A 15169-nucleotide genomic window follows, 5' to 3' on the forward strand; every position below is an offset into this window, starting at 1 on the left:
GGCGCAGACAGCTTGGCGTCTATGAGAGCTGGGTCTGCTGCGCCCGGCGCACGAACCCGGCGGAAGCGGCCGGCCCGAGGTCGCCATAAATTCTCCCTCACGCCCGCCTTGTCTTGATCAAAGCGGCGACGGGGCCTATCCTTGTTAACGATCTCGGACTGCCGCACTCCGTTGATGCAAGACTGAATGGAGAGCGCATCGGTGCCTCAGACGGACGAACCGAAGCCGGACGAACCGCACGGCATGAAACCCGCCGATGGCGAGTTGGCCCGCGCCTATGAACGGATCAAGAGCGCAGAGGAAGACCTTGCGCGCCTGGACCGGGTGGTCTCCGGATTGGAACATGGGAGCGATAGCCCACCGCCCCCGCAGGAAAGTGCCGGTGCCGAGCGGAGCAGCGCTGCTGTGAACGAGGGGCGCGCGTCGGACAACCAGGCTCCTCCCCCAAGCCCGAAACGGAACCGGCCCATACTGCGGGTCCTTGTCGGCCTTTTGCTCGCGATGGGCATCGTTGGCGCTGCGTTCGCCGCGCGTTATGGCAATGAGGCCAAGGCGATCATGGCGCGATGGGCACCGCAAGCCTCGACAGCGCTCCCGGCGGCGTCCGAGCCTGGCGGTCCCGCGAAATCGCTGACTGTCAAGGTGGCAGAAGCAGGTGGCCAACCTTCCGCGCCACCACCTTCGAGCAACAAGGAGGCGCCGGCGCCTCCGAGCCCCCAGGAAACGAAGGACGCTCCGCCGGCCGGCGCGACCACATCTCCCGCCTCGACATCTGCCGATGTGGCGCAATCGCTCAAGACCATCTCGCAGGGCCTTGCGAGCATCAACGAAAAGCTGGAGCAACTGAAAAGCAGTCACGACCAGACGCTTCGCGAGCATGCGGACTCCATTCAACAGCTCAAGGCGGCGCAGGAGCAAGGTGCCCGGGACAATGCGCGCATCGCCGAGCAGGTACAGGCGCTGCAAGCGCAGCTCGCCGCCTCGTCCGCGAAATCCTCTGCGCCGAGCGCAAAGAAAGAGAGCAGTGCGACTGCGCGCCAGCGCGTGCCCGTAGCCGAACCTCGGCGGCCCAGCCGGTCGCGCGTGCCCTGGAGGCCTCCGCCGTATATGGACGAACCCTGGGAATATCCGGATTGGTGAGGTGCACAATCGCTCCCATGGCGCGTCAAGTCTGCGACCAAACTGATGGGCGTCGCGTTCATCAACTGGATGCGAACGACGAGAGCGTTTTCGAGCGAAGTGGACACCGGTTCGGGTGAAGAAAACGCGTCAAAACAAAGGATCCAGAGCTTCGGTTCTGATCTAATCGGAACCGAAAATGCTCTGGATAAGACCGGCGCGCGCAACCCTAGCGGCCCCGGATCGAACGAAAGTGAGCCCTACCTGCGAATGTAAACGCGGAGTTTATTTCTCTCCGGCGCAAACTACTGCAAACATTTCGACCTTGGGGCATGTGCCAACGGAGGCAAAAATGAAGACAGTGATCGCGGCGCTATTGACGATTTTCATGGTGGTCGTGCCCGTGAAGGCGCATTCCCAATCCGTTTTCGTTGCGAAAGTTCCCGGTGTTTGGCGCACACCCAACGGTGCTGCCTTCTTGGAATTCCGTTCCGACCCCGATCTCAATCGCGCGTGGGTGTCGGCGACCCTGTGCGATAAATATGTCACCAGCGATTGGGCAGCGTCCGACTGCAAACTCTACAACCAACACAAAATCAGAGTTGCCGGCCTGATCTACGATAGTTCATTGGGTGCAATTCGCTTTGGCAGGCACGTGTGCGCGTGGGTGGAAAATGGACTTGGGACGCCGATCCATCGGCAGACAGGCGACTGCAAGCTCAATATCCACAGTGTTCGTGCCGACTACGATAATGGGTTTGAGACGTACTGGCGACCGATGGATGTGATCACCATGCAACTGAATGATCCACGCGGCAGATAGGTAGAGCGACTCGCCGGATGATGCTCTACCGCTGCCGTTGCGCCAGATAGAATCCGGACAGCACCAGGACCAGCCCCGTCGCCTGCAGCGCGGTCGGGGGCTCGCCGAGCAGGAGCCAGCCGACGAGCAGGGTCAGCGCCGGCACCATCGCCGGAAAGACGGCGGCGCGGGCGACGCCGAGAAGCTGGATCGAGAATGCGAACAGATACATCGCCGCGGGGCCGGCCAAAACCCCCTGCCCCACGGCCTGCAGCGCGTTTTCGCCGAGACCGAGCGCCATCACGCGGCCGAGCCCACCGGATGCCGCATAGACCGGCAGCAGCGAGAGCGACACCACGCTGATGACGGTGGCCGCGGCGAAGGCGGAGACGCGCCAATGGCGCAGCAGCGTGCCGAAGACCGCGAACATCAATCCGGTCAGGACGAAGATCAGATCGCCCAGCACGCCGTCGGGCCCGATATGGCCGATCGATTCAGCCCCGATCACGGCAAGGCCGCCGACGATGACGACCGCCCCGAATACCCGCGAAAACGAAATCCGCTCCTTCAGCAAAGCGGCGGCGAGAAACAGGCCGCCGAGCGTCGCACAGGAAGGCTGGATGACGCTGCCATGCCCCAGCGGCACGAACAGGAAGCCGGTATAGCTGATGATCGACATCACGGGTCCGCCGAGCACCATCAGCACCAGTCCGCGGCCCCATCCGATGCCGCAGAGATTGCCTATTCCGGCGCGAAGCACGAGCGGCAGGAACGCGATGCCCGACCACACGTAGCGATGCATCAGCAGGTCCGCGGGCGTGAATCCGACTTTCAGCCCGTGCCGTGTCGAGACGAAGCCAAGCGCCCAGCACAACGCGGCGCCAAGGCCGCAGGCCACCCCAAGCAGGGCCGGTTTCGGATCCGATTTGTGGGCTGGAGCATTGGCGCCGATGGCCGGCTTGGTCATCGCCGACGCTTACGTCAGCCATCACGGCGGATCAACCCACGGCCATGCAAGGCTGACGGGCGCGCAGGCCGATTGGCACCGTACAATTCGCCATTCACTCGCGAAGTGCTGGTAGGCATGGGAAAGGGCAGCGTCCAGGACTTGCGATGCATCGGAAATTCCCGCAATTGGGACTCCCGATTCCGCTAAAAACAACGTGCTCTGGTTTGGATATTCCTCCCCTGCGCGCTGAAAGGATCACCATGAACGGAAATCGATACTACGGAGTTCGGGTCGAGGGCGCGAAATACGGCGTGGGCTTCGGCTCAGCCTTGGCCATCGCGATCTCCTATACCAACAACCATTCGATCCTGTGGGCAATCATCCACGGCATTCTGAGCTGGCTCTACGTGATCTACGTCGCGCTGTTTCGGTGATATCAGGCGCGCGGCCATGACCCCGTAGAACGGACTAGCGTTGGCCTATTCCGCCGCATACTCCTGGCACGTCGGCGGGTTACGCGGAGCCCGCCACCGGGCCGCGCGAAGCACGGACCCGGTGGCCAACCCGCCATACGCATGTCACGTCGATCGCGTCACGCCGCCTTGGCGGTCTTCTCCGGCGGAGCCGTTTCCATCGCGCGCATGTAGAGATCGAGCAAGGTCTCGCGCTCGTCGCGCTCTTCCTTATCCTCTTTCCGCAGCTTGATGATCTCCTTGAGGATTTTCACATCGAAGCCTTCGGCCTTGGCTTCGGAGAAGACTTCCTTCTTCTGCTCGTTCAACTCCTGCAATTCGGTGTCCAGATTCTCGATCCGCTCGACGAAAGAACGAATGCGCCCGCCGGGAATGGTGATGTCAGACATGCTGCCTCTTTGCTGAATGAGGTCGTGAAAATGGGCGTAAAGAAATAAACAATGTGTTAACCTCACAGCCCGCCGCAAGCAGCGCTCGCCGCAGCCAGCCCGCATGGCGCATCAAGCCTTTGGGCGAGCCCAATCAATCACGACGACGTGAGTCGAATTCCCAGCATTCTCCGTAATTTCCCGATGGGGGATCACCCGGATTCTCCGCCGTCGCCCGTGCTGCTATCGATAGACTGTGAGGTCCCTAGAGCGTTTTCGAGCGAAGTGGGCACCGGTTCGCGTGAAGAAAACGCGTCAAAACAAGAATCTAGAGCTTCGGTTCTAATTCATCGGAACCGAAATGCTCTAGCCGCAGGAGGCGGAACATGGCCGAACTCTATTTCCACTGCTCCGACACCAAACACGTTTTGATCGATGAATGCGGTCACACCATGGACCTGGCCGAGGCCCGCCAGCATGCGGAAGGCCTGGTGCGCGCGCTCATCATGACGCCCAGCGAGGAAGACTGGCGGCTCTGGATCCTGCACGTCGCCGATGACCTCGGCAACGAAATCTTCGCCCTGCCGTTCGCGTCCGTGCTTGGCAAGTTGCACTGAGGTGACGCCATGCTGCTGGCACACCCCTCCTTGAGGCCGCTGCGCCGACGTCTCTATGCGATCATCGCAAGCTGCCAAAAGCTGATCGAAAGCGTCTGCAATCCCTATCGGCCCGAGCTTCACTACATGCGCGGGCGCGGCCCGAAGTGGCGCGCGAAGCAGCGGGCCTTCTAACGCGGATCGGCGGAGCGCAAGCCGCTAACTCACATTGAGCACCACCCCCATCACACGAAAGGCCCGCGAGCACGTCGCGGGCCTTTCGCCATCTGCGCAGCTTTGCGGGTGTTGGTCAGCGGGCTGCAAGACCTTCGGTCCGGGTCGTCGCAGCCGCCGCTGCCCGCACTTTCGATCGGGGCGTCAGGACACTCAACTGGTGTGGAGACACCGCTGAGGTGGCGGCCGGCGCCTGTTCCTGGACATTCGCGGCTCCCAATAGCCCGACTTGCACCGGCGAGATCGGCAGACCCTTGACTTCATAGGTCGGCAATTCCGCAGCGAAGCCGGCAGTGCCGCCTGCCATTGAGATCGCGAGCACGGCTGCGATGGTGAGGGAAGTCTTCTTCACTGCAATTCTCCTGGGTGGATTCGTCGCCCAGGAAGATAGGTCTATTATTGCACCGCGGTATACAGCCTGTTGCATTGCAACAATGCAAGATTGCGATCCGTAGCTCTACGTAGCGCGTTGTTTCGCGAGTCACGCGAAATGCAGCCTTGGACCGCTGAACTTCACTCGGAAACAGAATGATCTTGCAGGGCGCCCGAGGGGACCGCGCCGCGCTCGACAAGAGCACGGTGGCGCAGAACTGCAGGACGCTGTGAGGCGTAACTGTGAGGGCTCGGTCATTCCGGGGCGCGACGAAGTCGCGAGCCCGGAATCCATTCCCCGCATGCTCTGCGGTTGGATGGATTCTCTGATGTGCAATTGCACATCATAGCTCGTCCTTCGGACGCCCCGGAATGACGGAGAAAAATTCGGCAGCAATTCCAACGTGATTTGCCCCGTCCAGCCCTCGCGCAAAAAACATTCCGCTTCCGTCGTCGGGCAAATCAGTGATTTAACTCCGCGCGTCTCACCCGAAATGAGGGGCGGCTCGCGATCGTCACGAACGTTGCGGTGAGATGCGGTGGACGCGGGTGTTGCGACTGACGAGCGTGACTATCCGTGGACGGCGAAGTCGTGTGGTTCTGGCGCCCCGACGCTGGCGCTAAGTTTTTTTGCGCGAAGAAATTTGCGCGAGAGATGACGGTGGCAAGAAAGCCCGGTCACCGGGAAGAGCACGAAGTAAGCCGTAAACCACTGCGCAGGGAAAGCCGGTGTTGCTTCGGTTGACCTGTGGTCCTACCCCCGTGCTTTTTGTTGCACGGGGCCCACGGGTGCAACCGGCACCCGGCTTTCCCTGCGCCCTCTACTATCGAAGAGGGTGAAACGAGACGCAAAGCTCGGGCAGCGAATGCCGCGAGAACGTAGCTTCATATCCGCTGTTTGAATCAGACGTAGGATGGGTAGAGCGCAGCGAAACCCATCATTCGCACCGCTTGCTCCATCGCGATGGGTTTCGCTGCGCTCTACCCATCCTACAGGTCCGCTGTTCGACAATTGAGCGAGATCCCTCACCGCGCCACCGGCCGGTCATGATCGTACAACACGCGGACGCGGATGCTGCCTTCCACAGCCCTCAGATCGGCCAAAAGTCCCTCGCCCTCGCCGCCGACGACGTCGGTCTCGAGCACGACATAGCCGACCTCCGGATCGGTCTGCAGGTATTGCGCGAGGATGTTGATGCCGTGGCGGGAGACGGCGTCGTTGACCTGGCGCAGCACGCCAGGGACGTTGCGGTGCACGTGGATGAAGCGGGTGCCGGTCGGCCGGGCGGGCAGTTGCACCTGCGGGAAGTTGACGGCGCCGAGCGTCGAGCCGACATCGGAATAGTCGATCAGCTTGCGCGCGACCTCGCCGCCGATGCGGTCCTGGGCTTCCTCGGTGGAGCCGCCGACATGCGGGGTCAGGATCACGTTGGGAAGGCCCTGCAGCGGCGAGACGAAGCGGTCTGCGTTCGAGGCCGGCTCGACCGGGAAGACGTCGACAGCGGCGCCGGCGAGCCAGCCTTCGCGCAGGACGCGCGCGAGCGCATCGAGGTCGACGACGGTGCCGCGCGAGTTGTTGATGAGATAGGCGCCCTGCCTCATCTGCCGCAGCTCGCGCTCGCCGATCATGTTGGCGGTGGCCGGCGTCTCCGGTACGTGCAGGGAGACGACATCGCTCGCGCTGAGCAGTTCGTCCAGCGTTTCGACCGGCTCGGTGTTGCCGTGACGGAGCTTGTCGGTCTGGTCGAAGAAGATCACGCGCATGCCCATGGCTTCGGCGAGGTTAGACAATTGCGAGCCGATGTTGCCGTAACCGATGATTCCGAGCGTCTTGCCGCGCACCTCGCGGCTGCCCTCCGCGGATTTGTCCCAACCGCCGGCATGCGCCGCGACCGAGCGCGGGAATACCCTTCGGAGCAGCATCACCACCTCGGCGATGGTGAGTTCCGCCACGCTGCGGGTGTTGGAATAAGGCGCATTGAACACGGGAATGCCGAGCCGCCGTGCGGCGTCAAGATCGACCTGGTTGGTGCCGACGGAAAAACAGCCGACCGCGATCAGCCGATCGGCCGCCTCCAACACATCGGAAGTGAGCTGGGTCCTCGAACGAATGCCCAGCATGTGCACGCCCGACAGCGCCTTCTTGAGCTCCTTGGCGCCGAGTGCCTTCGTCAGCCGCTCGACCTCGGTATAGCCATTGACGTCGAACAGGCGGACGGCGGATACGTTCACGCCTTCCAGCAGCAGGACGCGGATCTTTTGCTTGGGCAGAGACAGGGGCATCGCTCGTCCGATCGTGGTCTCGCCGGACCGATCGTCGGAAATTTGGGCTGGCCCGGACGAGCGGACGGATATCCGCCCTTGCCGCCCGAGGCAACCACCGAAAGCACAAGCCGCCGTGTCGTGGTCCAGTCACCCGCCCAGCACGTTCCCCCATCCGTCGAACACGAACTGGCGCCACGCGATCGCGCCGTCGGCGCGCGCGTTGCTGGAGCGGCGGAAGTCGTCGGCTTCGTCGCCGGTCCAGGTGATAATCTCGTCCGTGGCGCGGTCGTGCAGGACCGCGGGCTCGGACGGGTCGAAATTCTTCATGGGGTGAAGGGTCTGCTGAGCTGTCATGCCGGCACAACGCGTTCGAGAGCAGGAAGGTTGCGCTCGATCGATCGGATGCATCCGGATTGCACTGGGGGCCGGAGATTGTGCAGAGGCTTCTTTGATGCCGTCATGGCTCCAGAGAAAAGACCGGCGGGCGTTACGCCGCCGGCCTTCTCTTGCAACTGCCGGCTCCCGGAGTCCGGTTCCGCTGCAAATTCCCCTGCCCTTAAGCTGACCCCGATGAGTTTAATAAAGTCCTAACAAGTCAGAAGTGGCCTGGATCACACTTGCCGGCAGTCACCGCAAAACTACGGAGTCATTCCATCGCACGATGAGTCGTCGTGATGCGTTCGCGCATCGCTGCATATTGTTGGCGCGCTGAGCTTAACCATTGCGCATTGCTTGTCTTAGGGAACCACCGACTCAGTGCTACCATGCACTGCATACCGAAACAGGAGTGCTTCGGATGCCTTGCTACAGCTTCGATCTCGTCGTTGGAGAAGAGTTCAGGAATCAGGGCTCGATCATCCTCGAGGACCTGCACGTTGCCTCCGACCGAGCCGATCAGCTCGCCAACGAGCTCTCGCAAGTGAAGCCCGAGTTGAAAGCGAAGGGCTGTGCGGTTCGCGTCACCGACGCCGACAATATCGAACTCTATCGCACGCCGCTCGATCCCGTTCCGGCATGGCGCGCCACAAGGCGGATTTGAACAGCGACACGACGCGAAGGCGGCCGGCGCGCGAACGCGATCCTCCTTCGTCTGAAGAAGGCTCCGGCCTACACTATACCCGCCGGCCTTATCACCACGTCACCGTCGGTGATGCCTCGCGGAAGCGCGCGCATGACGCGCCGGAGGTGCTACAACCGACAGGTCGACGCGGCCGACGGACGCCAGGGCATTCCGCGGGTAGGAATGGGAGCCGACGCCCAGGCTCTGATAGAACGCCTGCGCGCCAGGCTCCTGGACCGCCTGCTGCGCAGCCGCCGGAGTGACGATCGCCGCCGATATCAATGTAACCGCGCTGAAAAACTTGAATGCAGTCATCGCCTAATCCCTTTCGATTTGACCAAACGAGTGGCGTTCACCTTCACCAACGTTTCGAAGTCATCGTGATTTTCGTGTGTCGAGATAGCGATCGGACGCGCACGTTCAATGGAATGATATTCATCATCTGAAAACATCATCGTGATCGACCACGACGGATGTGCGAGCTTGAATGGGTCGGCGTATCCGGCCCCTGCATCCTCGGAAGAAACTTCGCTGCGAATGTCGGCCGGCGAAACGGCACCTTCCTGATCCGAGCCTGAAATAGAATGATCTTCCCAAGCACCAACCACGGATGCGCGCCGCAGTCAGTGCGGCCGTCTCGCGCGCGAGATCGATGCGCCGTTCACGTTTTGCTGAGCTGCGGACATGAACCGCATGGCGCGGTTCTATCTAATGCGCGAATAAATCAAGCCGCTAACAATTGATCAAACTCCGCTGGAGCGTACGACTTTCCCCCGTCGTCGGTGATCACGACTTGCCAACCGGCGCTCGCGAAGACGCGCGCTTTGGCGACAATGACCAATGAACTCTGGCGCTCGACCTTGACCTTCTCGTTGTCGCGTTCTGCGATCATCCTGTAGGACAATTTCTTTATCCCATGTTTGCGCTGCCGTCTGCGCCAGTTGCCAACAGGCTTTGGCCGCAATTCGCCGGGAACGTGACGATTTGATGGAGCGGCGGGCGCGGCAACAAAAAAGCGGCCCCTAGGGCCGCTCTCTTGTCGCTACTCCGTTCCTCAGTAGGGATCGTAGCTATAATAGGCGTAGGAATCATATGGCTCGAACGGCGCGGCAGCGATCGCGGCTGCCGTACCGATCGCGCCACCGACGACGCCGGCTGCGACCTCACCCGGACCCGGCCCGTAATAGGGTCGGTGATAGACCGGCCCGTAGTAGGCCTGCCGATAATAGCCCATGCGGGGATAGCGGCCGGTGTTATAGGGCGTACCGACGCCATAGCTGCCGGTCAGGTAGCGCGAATTCGGATAGCTGAATCCGATCGCGCCCGGCTCCTGCGTGACTCCTTGGGCCATCGCCGGGGTGGCGAGCGTCGCCGCCGTCAGCATCGCGGCGGCGCCCAATAGTGCAAGCTTCTTCATCGGTCCTCCTCCAATGGTGCCCCTTCGGAAGCGGCAACGATGGGATGCGGACGCCGTTCCCATTTTCCGTTCAACGAGCCGTGAAGTTCCGGTTCCTCCGCGCTTCAGGCGCTCGCCATAGGCTAGGCCTTGGTCTCCATAGCCTGCCGCACATCCGGCAACCTGCTCCGCGCCGGTACGGCGCGCCGCTTGGCGATCCACAGATAGATGCCGCTGCCTAGCACGATAATGGTGACGAGATCGAGCAACGCCCAGACGATCTTGAGCGGCAGTGCGCCATAATCGCCGAAATGCAGCGGTCGCGAGACCTGTAGTGCCTTCAGATACCAGGGCACCTGCGGCGCAATGATGTCCTCACCATTGTTGGCGTCGACCAGCATCGGCTGCAGCATGCGCGCCGTGAACGGAGTTGCGCCCTTGGTCCAGACGATCACATGTTGCGGACTGCCGAAGCGGGCCGATGTCGGCATCGTGACGGATGTCACCAATCGATCGGGAAATCGTTCGCGCACACGGCTGACGGCGGATTGAACGGAGGGAATCGGCGCGACCGGCTTGCCCTGATACGGGGCGAGCAGAACCGGCACCAGTTGCGCGCGCCACAGGTCAAACAGCGGCGTCGCCAGCGTGTTGATCGTCCCGGTCAAGCCGACCACCACGGCCCAGGTCACCGTGACGATGCCGAGCAGATTATGCGTATCGAGCCATTTGAGGCGCGGCGACGACCCGCGTCGGATCGTGCCGAAATCCAGCCGCCGCATGAACGGCCAGTACACGACGATGCCCGAGATTAGTGACACGACGAAGACAAGCCCCATCGCGCCGAGGAACAATTCGCCTGGCAAGCTCGTGAACATGTCCTTGTGGATGCGCAGCACGATATCCATCATGTCCTGATGCGGCGTCTCCTCGCCGAGCACATTGGCTGTGCGCGCATCGATAGTGACGCGATGAAACCGGCCGGGCACGGGAACGGCGGTCGGCGACATCGCGACTGTGACCAGCGGCACCGCCTGCTTCAAATTGGCGAGGAGAACGAACTGGCCGGGATAGTGCTGCTGCGCGACCTCGATCACCCGATCAAGCGATGCACGCGGGGTATCGGTCGGCATCTCTGGCGCCGCGATCTCCTCTTCGAGGAGATCATCGATTTCGTGATGGAAAACCAGCGGCAGGCCGGTCACGCACAGCATCAGCAGGAACACCATGCTGACCAGCGAGGTCCAGGTGTGAATGCGCGACCACAGCCGGATCGTTTGCGGTCGGGCCATCGGCGCGCCTACCAGCGATAGCTCACTGTGCCCGTGATGGTTCGCGGGCTGGTGTATTGGCAGCCGCCATTCGTGGTGCAGGCCGTCGTGACGCGGTCGGCAATGTTCTTCACGTTCAGCGCGAGGTTGATGCCCTTGGGCTGACGGTAATGGATCCCGGCATCGAACACGGTGTAGCCTTCATTCACGATGGTATTCTGCTGGTCAGCGTAAGTTGGACCATTGTAGCGGATACCACCGCCGACTCCCCAGCCGTCCAGCGTGCCGCCCTGGATCGTATAATCCACATAGGCCGACGCAAGCTCCCGCGCGACCAGCACGGGCACCTTGTTGAGGTCAGAGCCGGTGCTCTGCGTCACCGTCACGTCCTGATTGGTGTAAGTCGCAATGATGTTGAGCCCCGGCAAGGCCTGCGCGAGAGCCTCGATCTCGACGCCGCGCGAATTGACCTCGCCAAGCTGAACCTGGAAGCCGATATTGGCGGGATCCGGAGTCGGCGCATTCTGCTGGGTCAGATCGTACAGGGCTGTCGTAATCAGCAGGCTGCGGTTGGGCTGGTATTTCACGCCGAGTTCGTGCTGCTGCGCGGTGGTCGGCCTGAAGGGATTGCCGGCAAACGTCGTGCCCGCAGTCGGCAGGAACGATTCCGAATAGCTATAGTAGGGCGCGACGCCGGAATCGAACACGTAGGAGATGGCGCCCCGCTTGGTGAAGGCGTTGTCCTTTGTATCGGTTGTCTTGGCCTTCAGGAGATCGAACGTATTCTGGTCCGACATGTCGTACCTGCCGGCCAGCGTGAAGATCCAGTTCTGGATCTTCATCTGGTCCTGCGCATAGATGCCGACCTGCTCGAGGTTCTGATCTACCGATCCCATGAAGGGCGTAGTCGGCAGCGGGATCGGCTGGTTGTAGATCGGATTCAGCCGGCTGATCGGCGGTGCGGCACCAGAGAACGTGCGGTTCCTCAGATCGAGCATCTGGTAGTCGATGCCGGAGACCACTGTGTGCTGAACAGGTCCGGTGCTGAGCTTGGCGATGACGTGGTTGTCGGTTGCGAACGAGTCGCCCTCTTCTTCGATCCTTGCCGCGCGTCGCGGATAGGTCGTCATGATATCGAGCGGCGATCCCACAAAGGTCAAATAGCGATAGTCCAGTTTGGTGTGGCCATAGCGGGAACGCGATTCGAAGATCAGGTCATTGCTGAAGCGATGTTCGAACAGGTAGCCGACGCGCGCCTGTTCCTGATCGAACCTGTTGTAGCTGGGATCGCCAAGGAAAATCGGCAGCGCCTTGACGCTGGTGATAGTTGCGGGCGGAACCACATGCGCAACCGAGAGCGGAAATGCGTTTCCGGTCAAGTCATGGGAATACTCGCTCAGGATTGTCAGTGTGGTGCTGTTGTCTGGCTTCCACGTCAACGCCGGCGCGATATAAGTCCGATTGTCCTTCACGAATTTCGAGAACTCCGCGATCTGCGCATCGGCCTCGCGGACCACGCCGGTCAGGCGATACAGCAGCGAGCCGTCCTTGGTCAGGGGACCGCCGACGTCGAACGCGCCCTGGAAACGCTCATAATTGCCGAGCAGGCCGACGACCTCGCCGAACGGCTGCTCGGTCGGCCGCTTGCTGATGATGTCGACGAGACCGCCCGGCGAGCCCTGCCCGTACATCACCGAGCTCGGCCCCTTGATCACGTCGATGCGCTCGAAACCGTAGGGCTCGCTGCGGAAGAGCGAGAAGTAGTTGGGATCGCCCAATTCACGAAGGCCGTCACGATAAGCGCCGTAGCCGTTGTTGCTGAAGCCGCGGAGGTAAACGTTGTCGAAGCGCGAGTCCTTGCCACCGGGTTGAATCGCAAGACCGGCGACATACTGCAGTCCTTCGACGAGCGTGTTGACCGAACGCGCGTCGAGTTGGTCGCGGCTGACGACCGAGACCGACTGCGGCGTCTCGAGAATCGGCGTGTCCGTCTTCATCGCCGCCGAACTGACGTAAGGCACGAAGCCCTTCACGGGATCGGTGCCGCGTTCAAAGGATGATGCCGAGGGTTGAGGTGCCGCCTGCTGCTGTGCGGCCTGCCGGCGAGCAGTGGACCGTGCGCGAGTTGCCGAAGCCGAACGCGAGCTTGGCTGCGGGCGCGCCTGCCGTTTGCGAGGCGCGCTTTGCTCGACCACGACCGGCGGCAACGAATAGCCGCTGCCACCGGTTTGAGCATGTGCATCGCCGGCATGAATGGCAATCAACGGAAGCACGGAGATTCCCAAGAGCAGCAGTAAACGTTCGCGCACGCCGCCCTCGCAGGCGCGCGCGTTGAAGAACAACCCCAACATCGCAGTCCCCAGTTTGTGCGGGGACCATTGCAGACGCTTTCAACACGCTTCAAACGAATTCAACCTGTACGAACTGGAATCCGTACAATATGGAATTAGTTCAATTCAAAGCAGAGGTATCAGCTTGTTGGCTGCAGAAGAACCGAATGCAGCTCGCGGCCCCGCGCCCACCGGCGCCGAGCCAAAAAGAAAACCCCGCCTCCACGAACGGAAGGCGGGGACTGAAGTTCATTGGGTCAGAAATCCGCACGCAATGGATAAGTTCAAGGCGCGGGGCGTAGCAGATTGAATCTTATCGCGGCGATACGCGCGGGCAACGTGATTAAAGCGCCGAGAGCGAGGGAGATTTTCCCGACAACGATGGAGAAAATTCCCGATCTTTCTCCAAGCTAATGGAGCACGTCGAGCCGGACGTTGGTGAGACCCTTGCCGACCATTCCGAGTTCTTGCGCGGCGGAATAGGAGACGTCGACGATCCGCCCCTGCACGTACGGACCGCGGTCGTTGACCCGCACCGTCACCGAACGGCCGCTCTTGACGTCGGTAACGCGAAGCTTGGTGCCGAACGGCAGGTTCGGATGCGCGGCGGTCAATTCGTTCTTGTCGAACTTCTCTCCGCTCGCGGTCTGCGAGTCTTCGCTGTAGAAGCTCGCAACACCCTGGGCTGCCACTTTGGCATCGCCACCCTTGCGCGAGGTGAGCCGCGTGTGCTTCCGCAGCGCCGCTACCCGCTTCTTCATCGCTATCGCTGCCGTGCGGGTGTGCACGAACGATGCCTGCCTGCTCGCGCCCATTTCCGATCGTTGACTGACGACGGTCGACTGCGCGCAGGCCGCCAATGAAGCGGCTCCGAGAACAACCGCAATCAGCCGCGTGGCTTTCCCCACAGGCCCGGCTGAGATCAGGTGCGCTTCAACCTGCGCCCGCCCCCCAACGTCGACGCACGAATTCACGGCACGGTCGAAACACATGTTGCATCCCCAACTCGCGCCCCTAGCCCAAGCCGAAATCCAACGTCGCTAAGGGCGAACTCCAATCGGGGCGTAACCGGGGCAGGAAGCGTCGGGGCATGCTTGGCGCTGCGCAATTCCCGCAAAGTGTGGTGATTGCGCCACAGCCGGCGCTGTCGTTCCGGGCGGAGATGCGTGCCAAGCACGCGGCCCCGGAATCAATTGGCCGCGGGCGCAAAGGCCAAATGAATTCCGGGTTCGACGCTAATGCGTCGCCCCGGAATGAAGAATGGTGAGCTGGATCAAATCAACCGCGGCGCGGGCTGAACGGCCCGGCCGACGCCGTGCCCGCGGCTGGCGGCAGCACGACCACTGTCGCGCCCGCCTTCACCCGGCCGTACAGGTCGATCACGTCTGCATTGGCCATGCGGATACAACCGGAGGAAATCGCCTGTCCAATATATTCCGGCTGATTGGTGCCGTGGATGCGGTACAGCGTATCCTTGTTGCCCTGGAAGAGGTAAAGCGCCCGCGCGCCGAGCGGATTGGCCGGGCCGCCGGCGACACGCGACGGATAAGGCCCGAGCCGCTCCTGAATATCCCTGGTCGGAACCCAGTCGGGCCACTCGGCCATACGGCCGACGGTAGCGACGCCGGAGAAGGCCATCGCCTCCTCGCCCACCGCCACGCCGTAGCGAATCGCCTTGCCATTCGGCAGCACGTAATAGAGATAGCGCGCGTCGGTATCGACCAGGATCGAGCCCGGCTGTTCCTTTCGCGTATAGTCGACAATGTGGCGCTGGAACTGCTGAGGGATCGACGCCTGCGCGTAAGGCGGATGGGCCAGCAACTGCCGATCGCGCGGCGTCATGTTGGCTTCTGTGGACGGCGACAGCGTCGCCTGCATGCAGCCGGCAAGCGTCACCGCCCCCGTCAGCAGAACTGCGAGCCCCAGTCTCGACA

The 15169-nt window shown here is 61.9% G+C and carries 19 protein-coding genes; 6 read left to right on the forward strand and 13 right to left on the reverse strand.

What is annotated here, in order from left to right; genetic code table 11:
* The first annotated feature begins 201 nt into the window (after positions 1 to 201).
* Both J6497_RS08460 and J6497_RS08465 read left to right on the forward strand, forming a co-directional pair.
* The gene (locus J6497_RS08460) at positions 202 to 1140 is read left to right on the forward strand and encodes a superantigen-like protein SSL4 (protein WP_225703803.1); all 939 of its coding nucleotides are present in this window, start codon (positions 202 to 204) and stop codon (positions 1138 to 1140) included.
* Positions 1141 to 1471: 331 nt separating this feature from the next.
* Positions 1472 to 1942, forward strand: a complete 471-nt coding sequence (locus tag J6497_RS08465; protein WP_225703804.1) for a hypothetical protein — start codon at positions 1472 to 1474, stop codon at positions 1940 to 1942.
* 25 nt (positions 1943 to 1967) lie between these two features.
* On the opposite strand, the gene J6497_RS08470 is transcribed toward J6497_RS08465, so the two are convergent.
* The gene (locus tag J6497_RS08470) at positions 1968 to 2888 is read right to left on the reverse strand and encodes a DMT family transporter (protein ID WP_225703805.1); all 921 of its coding nucleotides are present in this window, start codon (positions 2886 to 2888) and stop codon (positions 1968 to 1970) included.
* 242 nt (positions 2889 to 3130) lie between these two features.
* Here J6497_RS08470 and J6497_RS08475 point away from each other — a divergent pair, with 242 nt between their 5' ends.
* Positions 3131 to 3304, forward strand: coding sequence for a hypothetical protein (locus J6497_RS08475; RefSeq protein WP_225703806.1), 174 nt, complete (start codon positions 3131 to 3133; stop codon positions 3302 to 3304).
* 158 nt (positions 3305 to 3462) lie between these two features.
* On the opposite strand, the gene J6497_RS08480 is transcribed toward J6497_RS08475, so the two are convergent.
* On the reverse strand, positions 3463 to 3732 hold the full coding sequence (locus tag J6497_RS08480) for a DUF2312 domain-containing protein (RefSeq protein ID WP_225703807.1): 270 nt from the start codon (positions 3730 to 3732) through the stop codon (positions 3463 to 3465).
* 365 nt (positions 3733 to 4097) lie between these two features.
* On the opposite strand from J6497_RS08480, the gene J6497_RS08485 reads away from it, so the two are divergent.
* Positions 4098 to 4328, forward strand: coding sequence for a DUF6894 family protein (locus J6497_RS08485; RefSeq protein WP_225703808.1), 231 nt, complete (start codon positions 4098 to 4100; stop codon positions 4326 to 4328).
* 9 nt (positions 4329 to 4337) lie between these two features.
* Positions 4338 to 4502 (forward strand): hypothetical protein, encoded by a 165-nt coding sequence (locus tag J6497_RS08490; RefSeq protein WP_225703809.1) that lies wholly within the window; start codon positions 4338 to 4340, stop codon positions 4500 to 4502.
* 115 nt (positions 4503 to 4617) lie between these two features.
* Here the strand turns inward: J6497_RS08490 and J6497_RS08495 are convergent, their stop codons facing one another.
* The 3 genes from J6497_RS08495 to J6497_RS08505 form a co-directional block, all read right to left on the reverse strand.
* Entirely contained in the window at positions 4618 to 4893 is a 276-nt protein-coding gene (locus J6497_RS08495) for a hypothetical protein (protein ID WP_225703810.1), read from the reverse strand.
* A gap of 1046 nt (positions 4894 to 5939) precedes the next feature.
* The gene (serA, locus tag J6497_RS08500; RefSeq protein ID WP_225703811.1) at positions 5940 to 7196 is read right to left on the reverse strand and encodes a phosphoglycerate dehydrogenase; all 1257 of its coding nucleotides are present in this window, start codon (positions 7194 to 7196) and stop codon (positions 5940 to 5942) included.
* A gap of 129 nt (positions 7197 to 7325) precedes the next feature.
* Positions 7326 to 7505, reverse strand: coding sequence for a hypothetical protein (locus tag J6497_RS08505; RefSeq protein ID WP_225703812.1), 180 nt, complete (start codon positions 7503 to 7505; stop codon positions 7326 to 7328).
* 469 nt (positions 7506 to 7974) lie between these two features.
* On the opposite strand from J6497_RS08505, the gene J6497_RS08510 reads away from it, so the two are divergent.
* Positions 7975 to 8217 (forward strand): hypothetical protein, encoded by a 243-nt coding sequence (locus tag J6497_RS08510; RefSeq protein ID WP_225703813.1) that lies wholly within the window; start codon positions 7975 to 7977, stop codon positions 8215 to 8217.
* Positions 8218 to 8316: 99 nt separating this feature from the next.
* On the opposite strand, the gene J6497_RS08515 is transcribed toward J6497_RS08510, so the two are convergent.
* From J6497_RS08515 to J6497_RS08550, 8 genes are all read right to left on the reverse strand, one after another.
* Entirely contained in the window at positions 8317 to 8553 is a 237-nt protein-coding gene (locus J6497_RS08515) for a hypothetical protein (protein WP_225703814.1), read from the reverse strand.
* Positions 8550 to 8846: a hypothetical protein gene (locus J6497_RS08520; protein ID WP_225703815.1), complete on the reverse strand. Its 297-nt coding sequence runs from the start codon at positions 8844 to 8846 to the stop codon at positions 8550 to 8552. Before J6497_RS08520 ends, J6497_RS08515 begins: the two co-directional genes overlap by 4 nt.
* 116 nt (positions 8847 to 8962) lie before the next feature.
* Positions 8963 to 9142: a hypothetical protein gene (locus J6497_RS08525; protein WP_225703816.1), complete on the reverse strand. Its 180-nt coding sequence runs from the start codon at positions 9140 to 9142 to the stop codon at positions 8963 to 8965.
* 150 nt (positions 9143 to 9292) lie between these two features.
* Positions 9293 to 9655, reverse strand: a complete 363-nt coding sequence (locus J6497_RS08530; protein ID WP_225703817.1) for a hypothetical protein — start codon at positions 9653 to 9655, stop codon at positions 9293 to 9295.
* A gap of 122 nt (positions 9656 to 9777) precedes the next feature.
* The gene (locus tag J6497_RS08535) at positions 9778 to 10926 is read right to left on the reverse strand and encodes a PepSY-associated TM helix domain-containing protein (protein WP_225703818.1); all 1149 of its coding nucleotides are present in this window, start codon (positions 10924 to 10926) and stop codon (positions 9778 to 9780) included.
* A gap of 8 nt (positions 10927 to 10934) precedes the next feature.
* The gene (locus J6497_RS08540) at positions 10935 to 13256 is read right to left on the reverse strand and encodes a TonB-dependent siderophore receptor (protein WP_225703819.1); all 2322 of its coding nucleotides are present in this window, start codon (positions 13254 to 13256) and stop codon (positions 10935 to 10937) included.
* A 389-nt stretch (positions 13257 to 13645) separates the two neighbouring features.
* Positions 13646 to 14227 carry a septal ring lytic transglycosylase RlpA family protein gene (locus tag J6497_RS08545; RefSeq protein WP_376708181.1) on the reverse strand — a complete coding sequence of 194 codons (582 nt, stop codon included), beginning with the start codon at positions 14225 to 14227 and terminating at the stop codon, positions 13646 to 13648.
* A gap of 286 nt (positions 14228 to 14513) precedes the next feature.
* On the reverse strand, positions 14514 to 15113 hold the full coding sequence (locus J6497_RS08550) for a L,D-transpeptidase (protein WP_225703977.1): 600 nt from the start codon (positions 15111 to 15113) through the stop codon (positions 14514 to 14516).
* Positions 15114 to 15169 lie beyond the last annotated feature (56 nt).

Source organism: Bradyrhizobium cenepequi (assembly GCF_020329485.1).
GTDB lineage: Bacteria > Pseudomonadota > Alphaproteobacteria > Rhizobiales > Xanthobacteraceae > Bradyrhizobium > Bradyrhizobium cenepequi.

Excerpts from the sequence above, each read along its gene's own strand:
- J6497_RS08505 (WP_225703812.1), bottom strand. The coding sequence starts at position 7,505 with ATGAAGAATTTCGACCCGTCCGAGCCCGCGGTCCTGCACGACCGCGCC.
- J6497_RS08485 (WP_225703808.1), top strand. The coding sequence starts at position 4,098 with ATGGCCGAACTCTATTTCCACTGCTCCGACACCAAACACGTTTTGATC.
- J6497_RS08545 (WP_376708181.1), bottom strand. The coding sequence starts at position 14,227 with ATGTGTTTCGACCGTGCCGTGAATTCGTGCGTCGACGTTGGGGGGCGG.
- J6497_RS08535 (WP_225703818.1), bottom strand. The coding sequence starts at position 10,926 with ATGGCCCGACCGCAAACGATCCGGCTGTGGTCGCGCATTCACACCTGG.
- J6497_RS08465 (WP_225703804.1), top strand. The coding sequence starts at position 1,472 with ATGAAGACAGTGATCGCGGCGCTATTGACGATTTTCATGGTGGTCGTG.
- J6497_RS08540 (WP_225703819.1), bottom strand. The coding sequence starts at position 13,256 with ATGTTGGGGTTGTTCTTCAACGCGCGCGCCTGCGAGGGCGGCGTGCGC.
- J6497_RS08475 (WP_225703806.1), top strand. The coding sequence starts at position 3,131 with ATGAACGGAAATCGATACTACGGAGTTCGGGTCGAGGGCGCGAAATAC.
- serA (WP_225703811.1), bottom strand. The coding sequence starts at position 7,196 with ATGCCCCTGTCTCTGCCCAAGCAAAAGATCCGCGTCCTGCTGCTGGAA.
- J6497_RS08490 (WP_225703809.1), top strand. The coding sequence starts at position 4,338 with ATGCTGCTGGCACACCCCTCCTTGAGGCCGCTGCGCCGACGTCTCTAT.
- J6497_RS08510 (WP_225703813.1), top strand. The coding sequence starts at position 7,975 with ATGCCTTGCTACAGCTTCGATCTCGTCGTTGGAGAAGAGTTCAGGAAT.
- J6497_RS08480 (WP_225703807.1), bottom strand. The coding sequence starts at position 3,732 with ATGTCTGACATCACCATTCCCGGCGGGCGCATTCGTTCTTTCGTCGAG.
- J6497_RS08530 (WP_225703817.1), bottom strand. The coding sequence starts at position 9,655 with ATGAAGAAGCTTGCACTATTGGGCGCCGCCGCGATGCTGACGGCGGCG.
- J6497_RS08550 (WP_225703977.1), bottom strand. The coding sequence starts at position 15,113 with ATGCAGGCGACGCTGTCGCCGTCCACAGAAGCCAACATGACGCCGCGC.
- J6497_RS08470 (WP_225703805.1), bottom strand. The coding sequence starts at position 2,888 with ATGACCAAGCCGGCCATCGGCGCCAATGCTCCAGCCCACAAATCGGAT.
- J6497_RS08515 (WP_225703814.1), bottom strand. The coding sequence starts at position 8,553 with ATGACTGCATTCAAGTTTTTCAGCGCGGTTACATTGATATCGGCGGCG.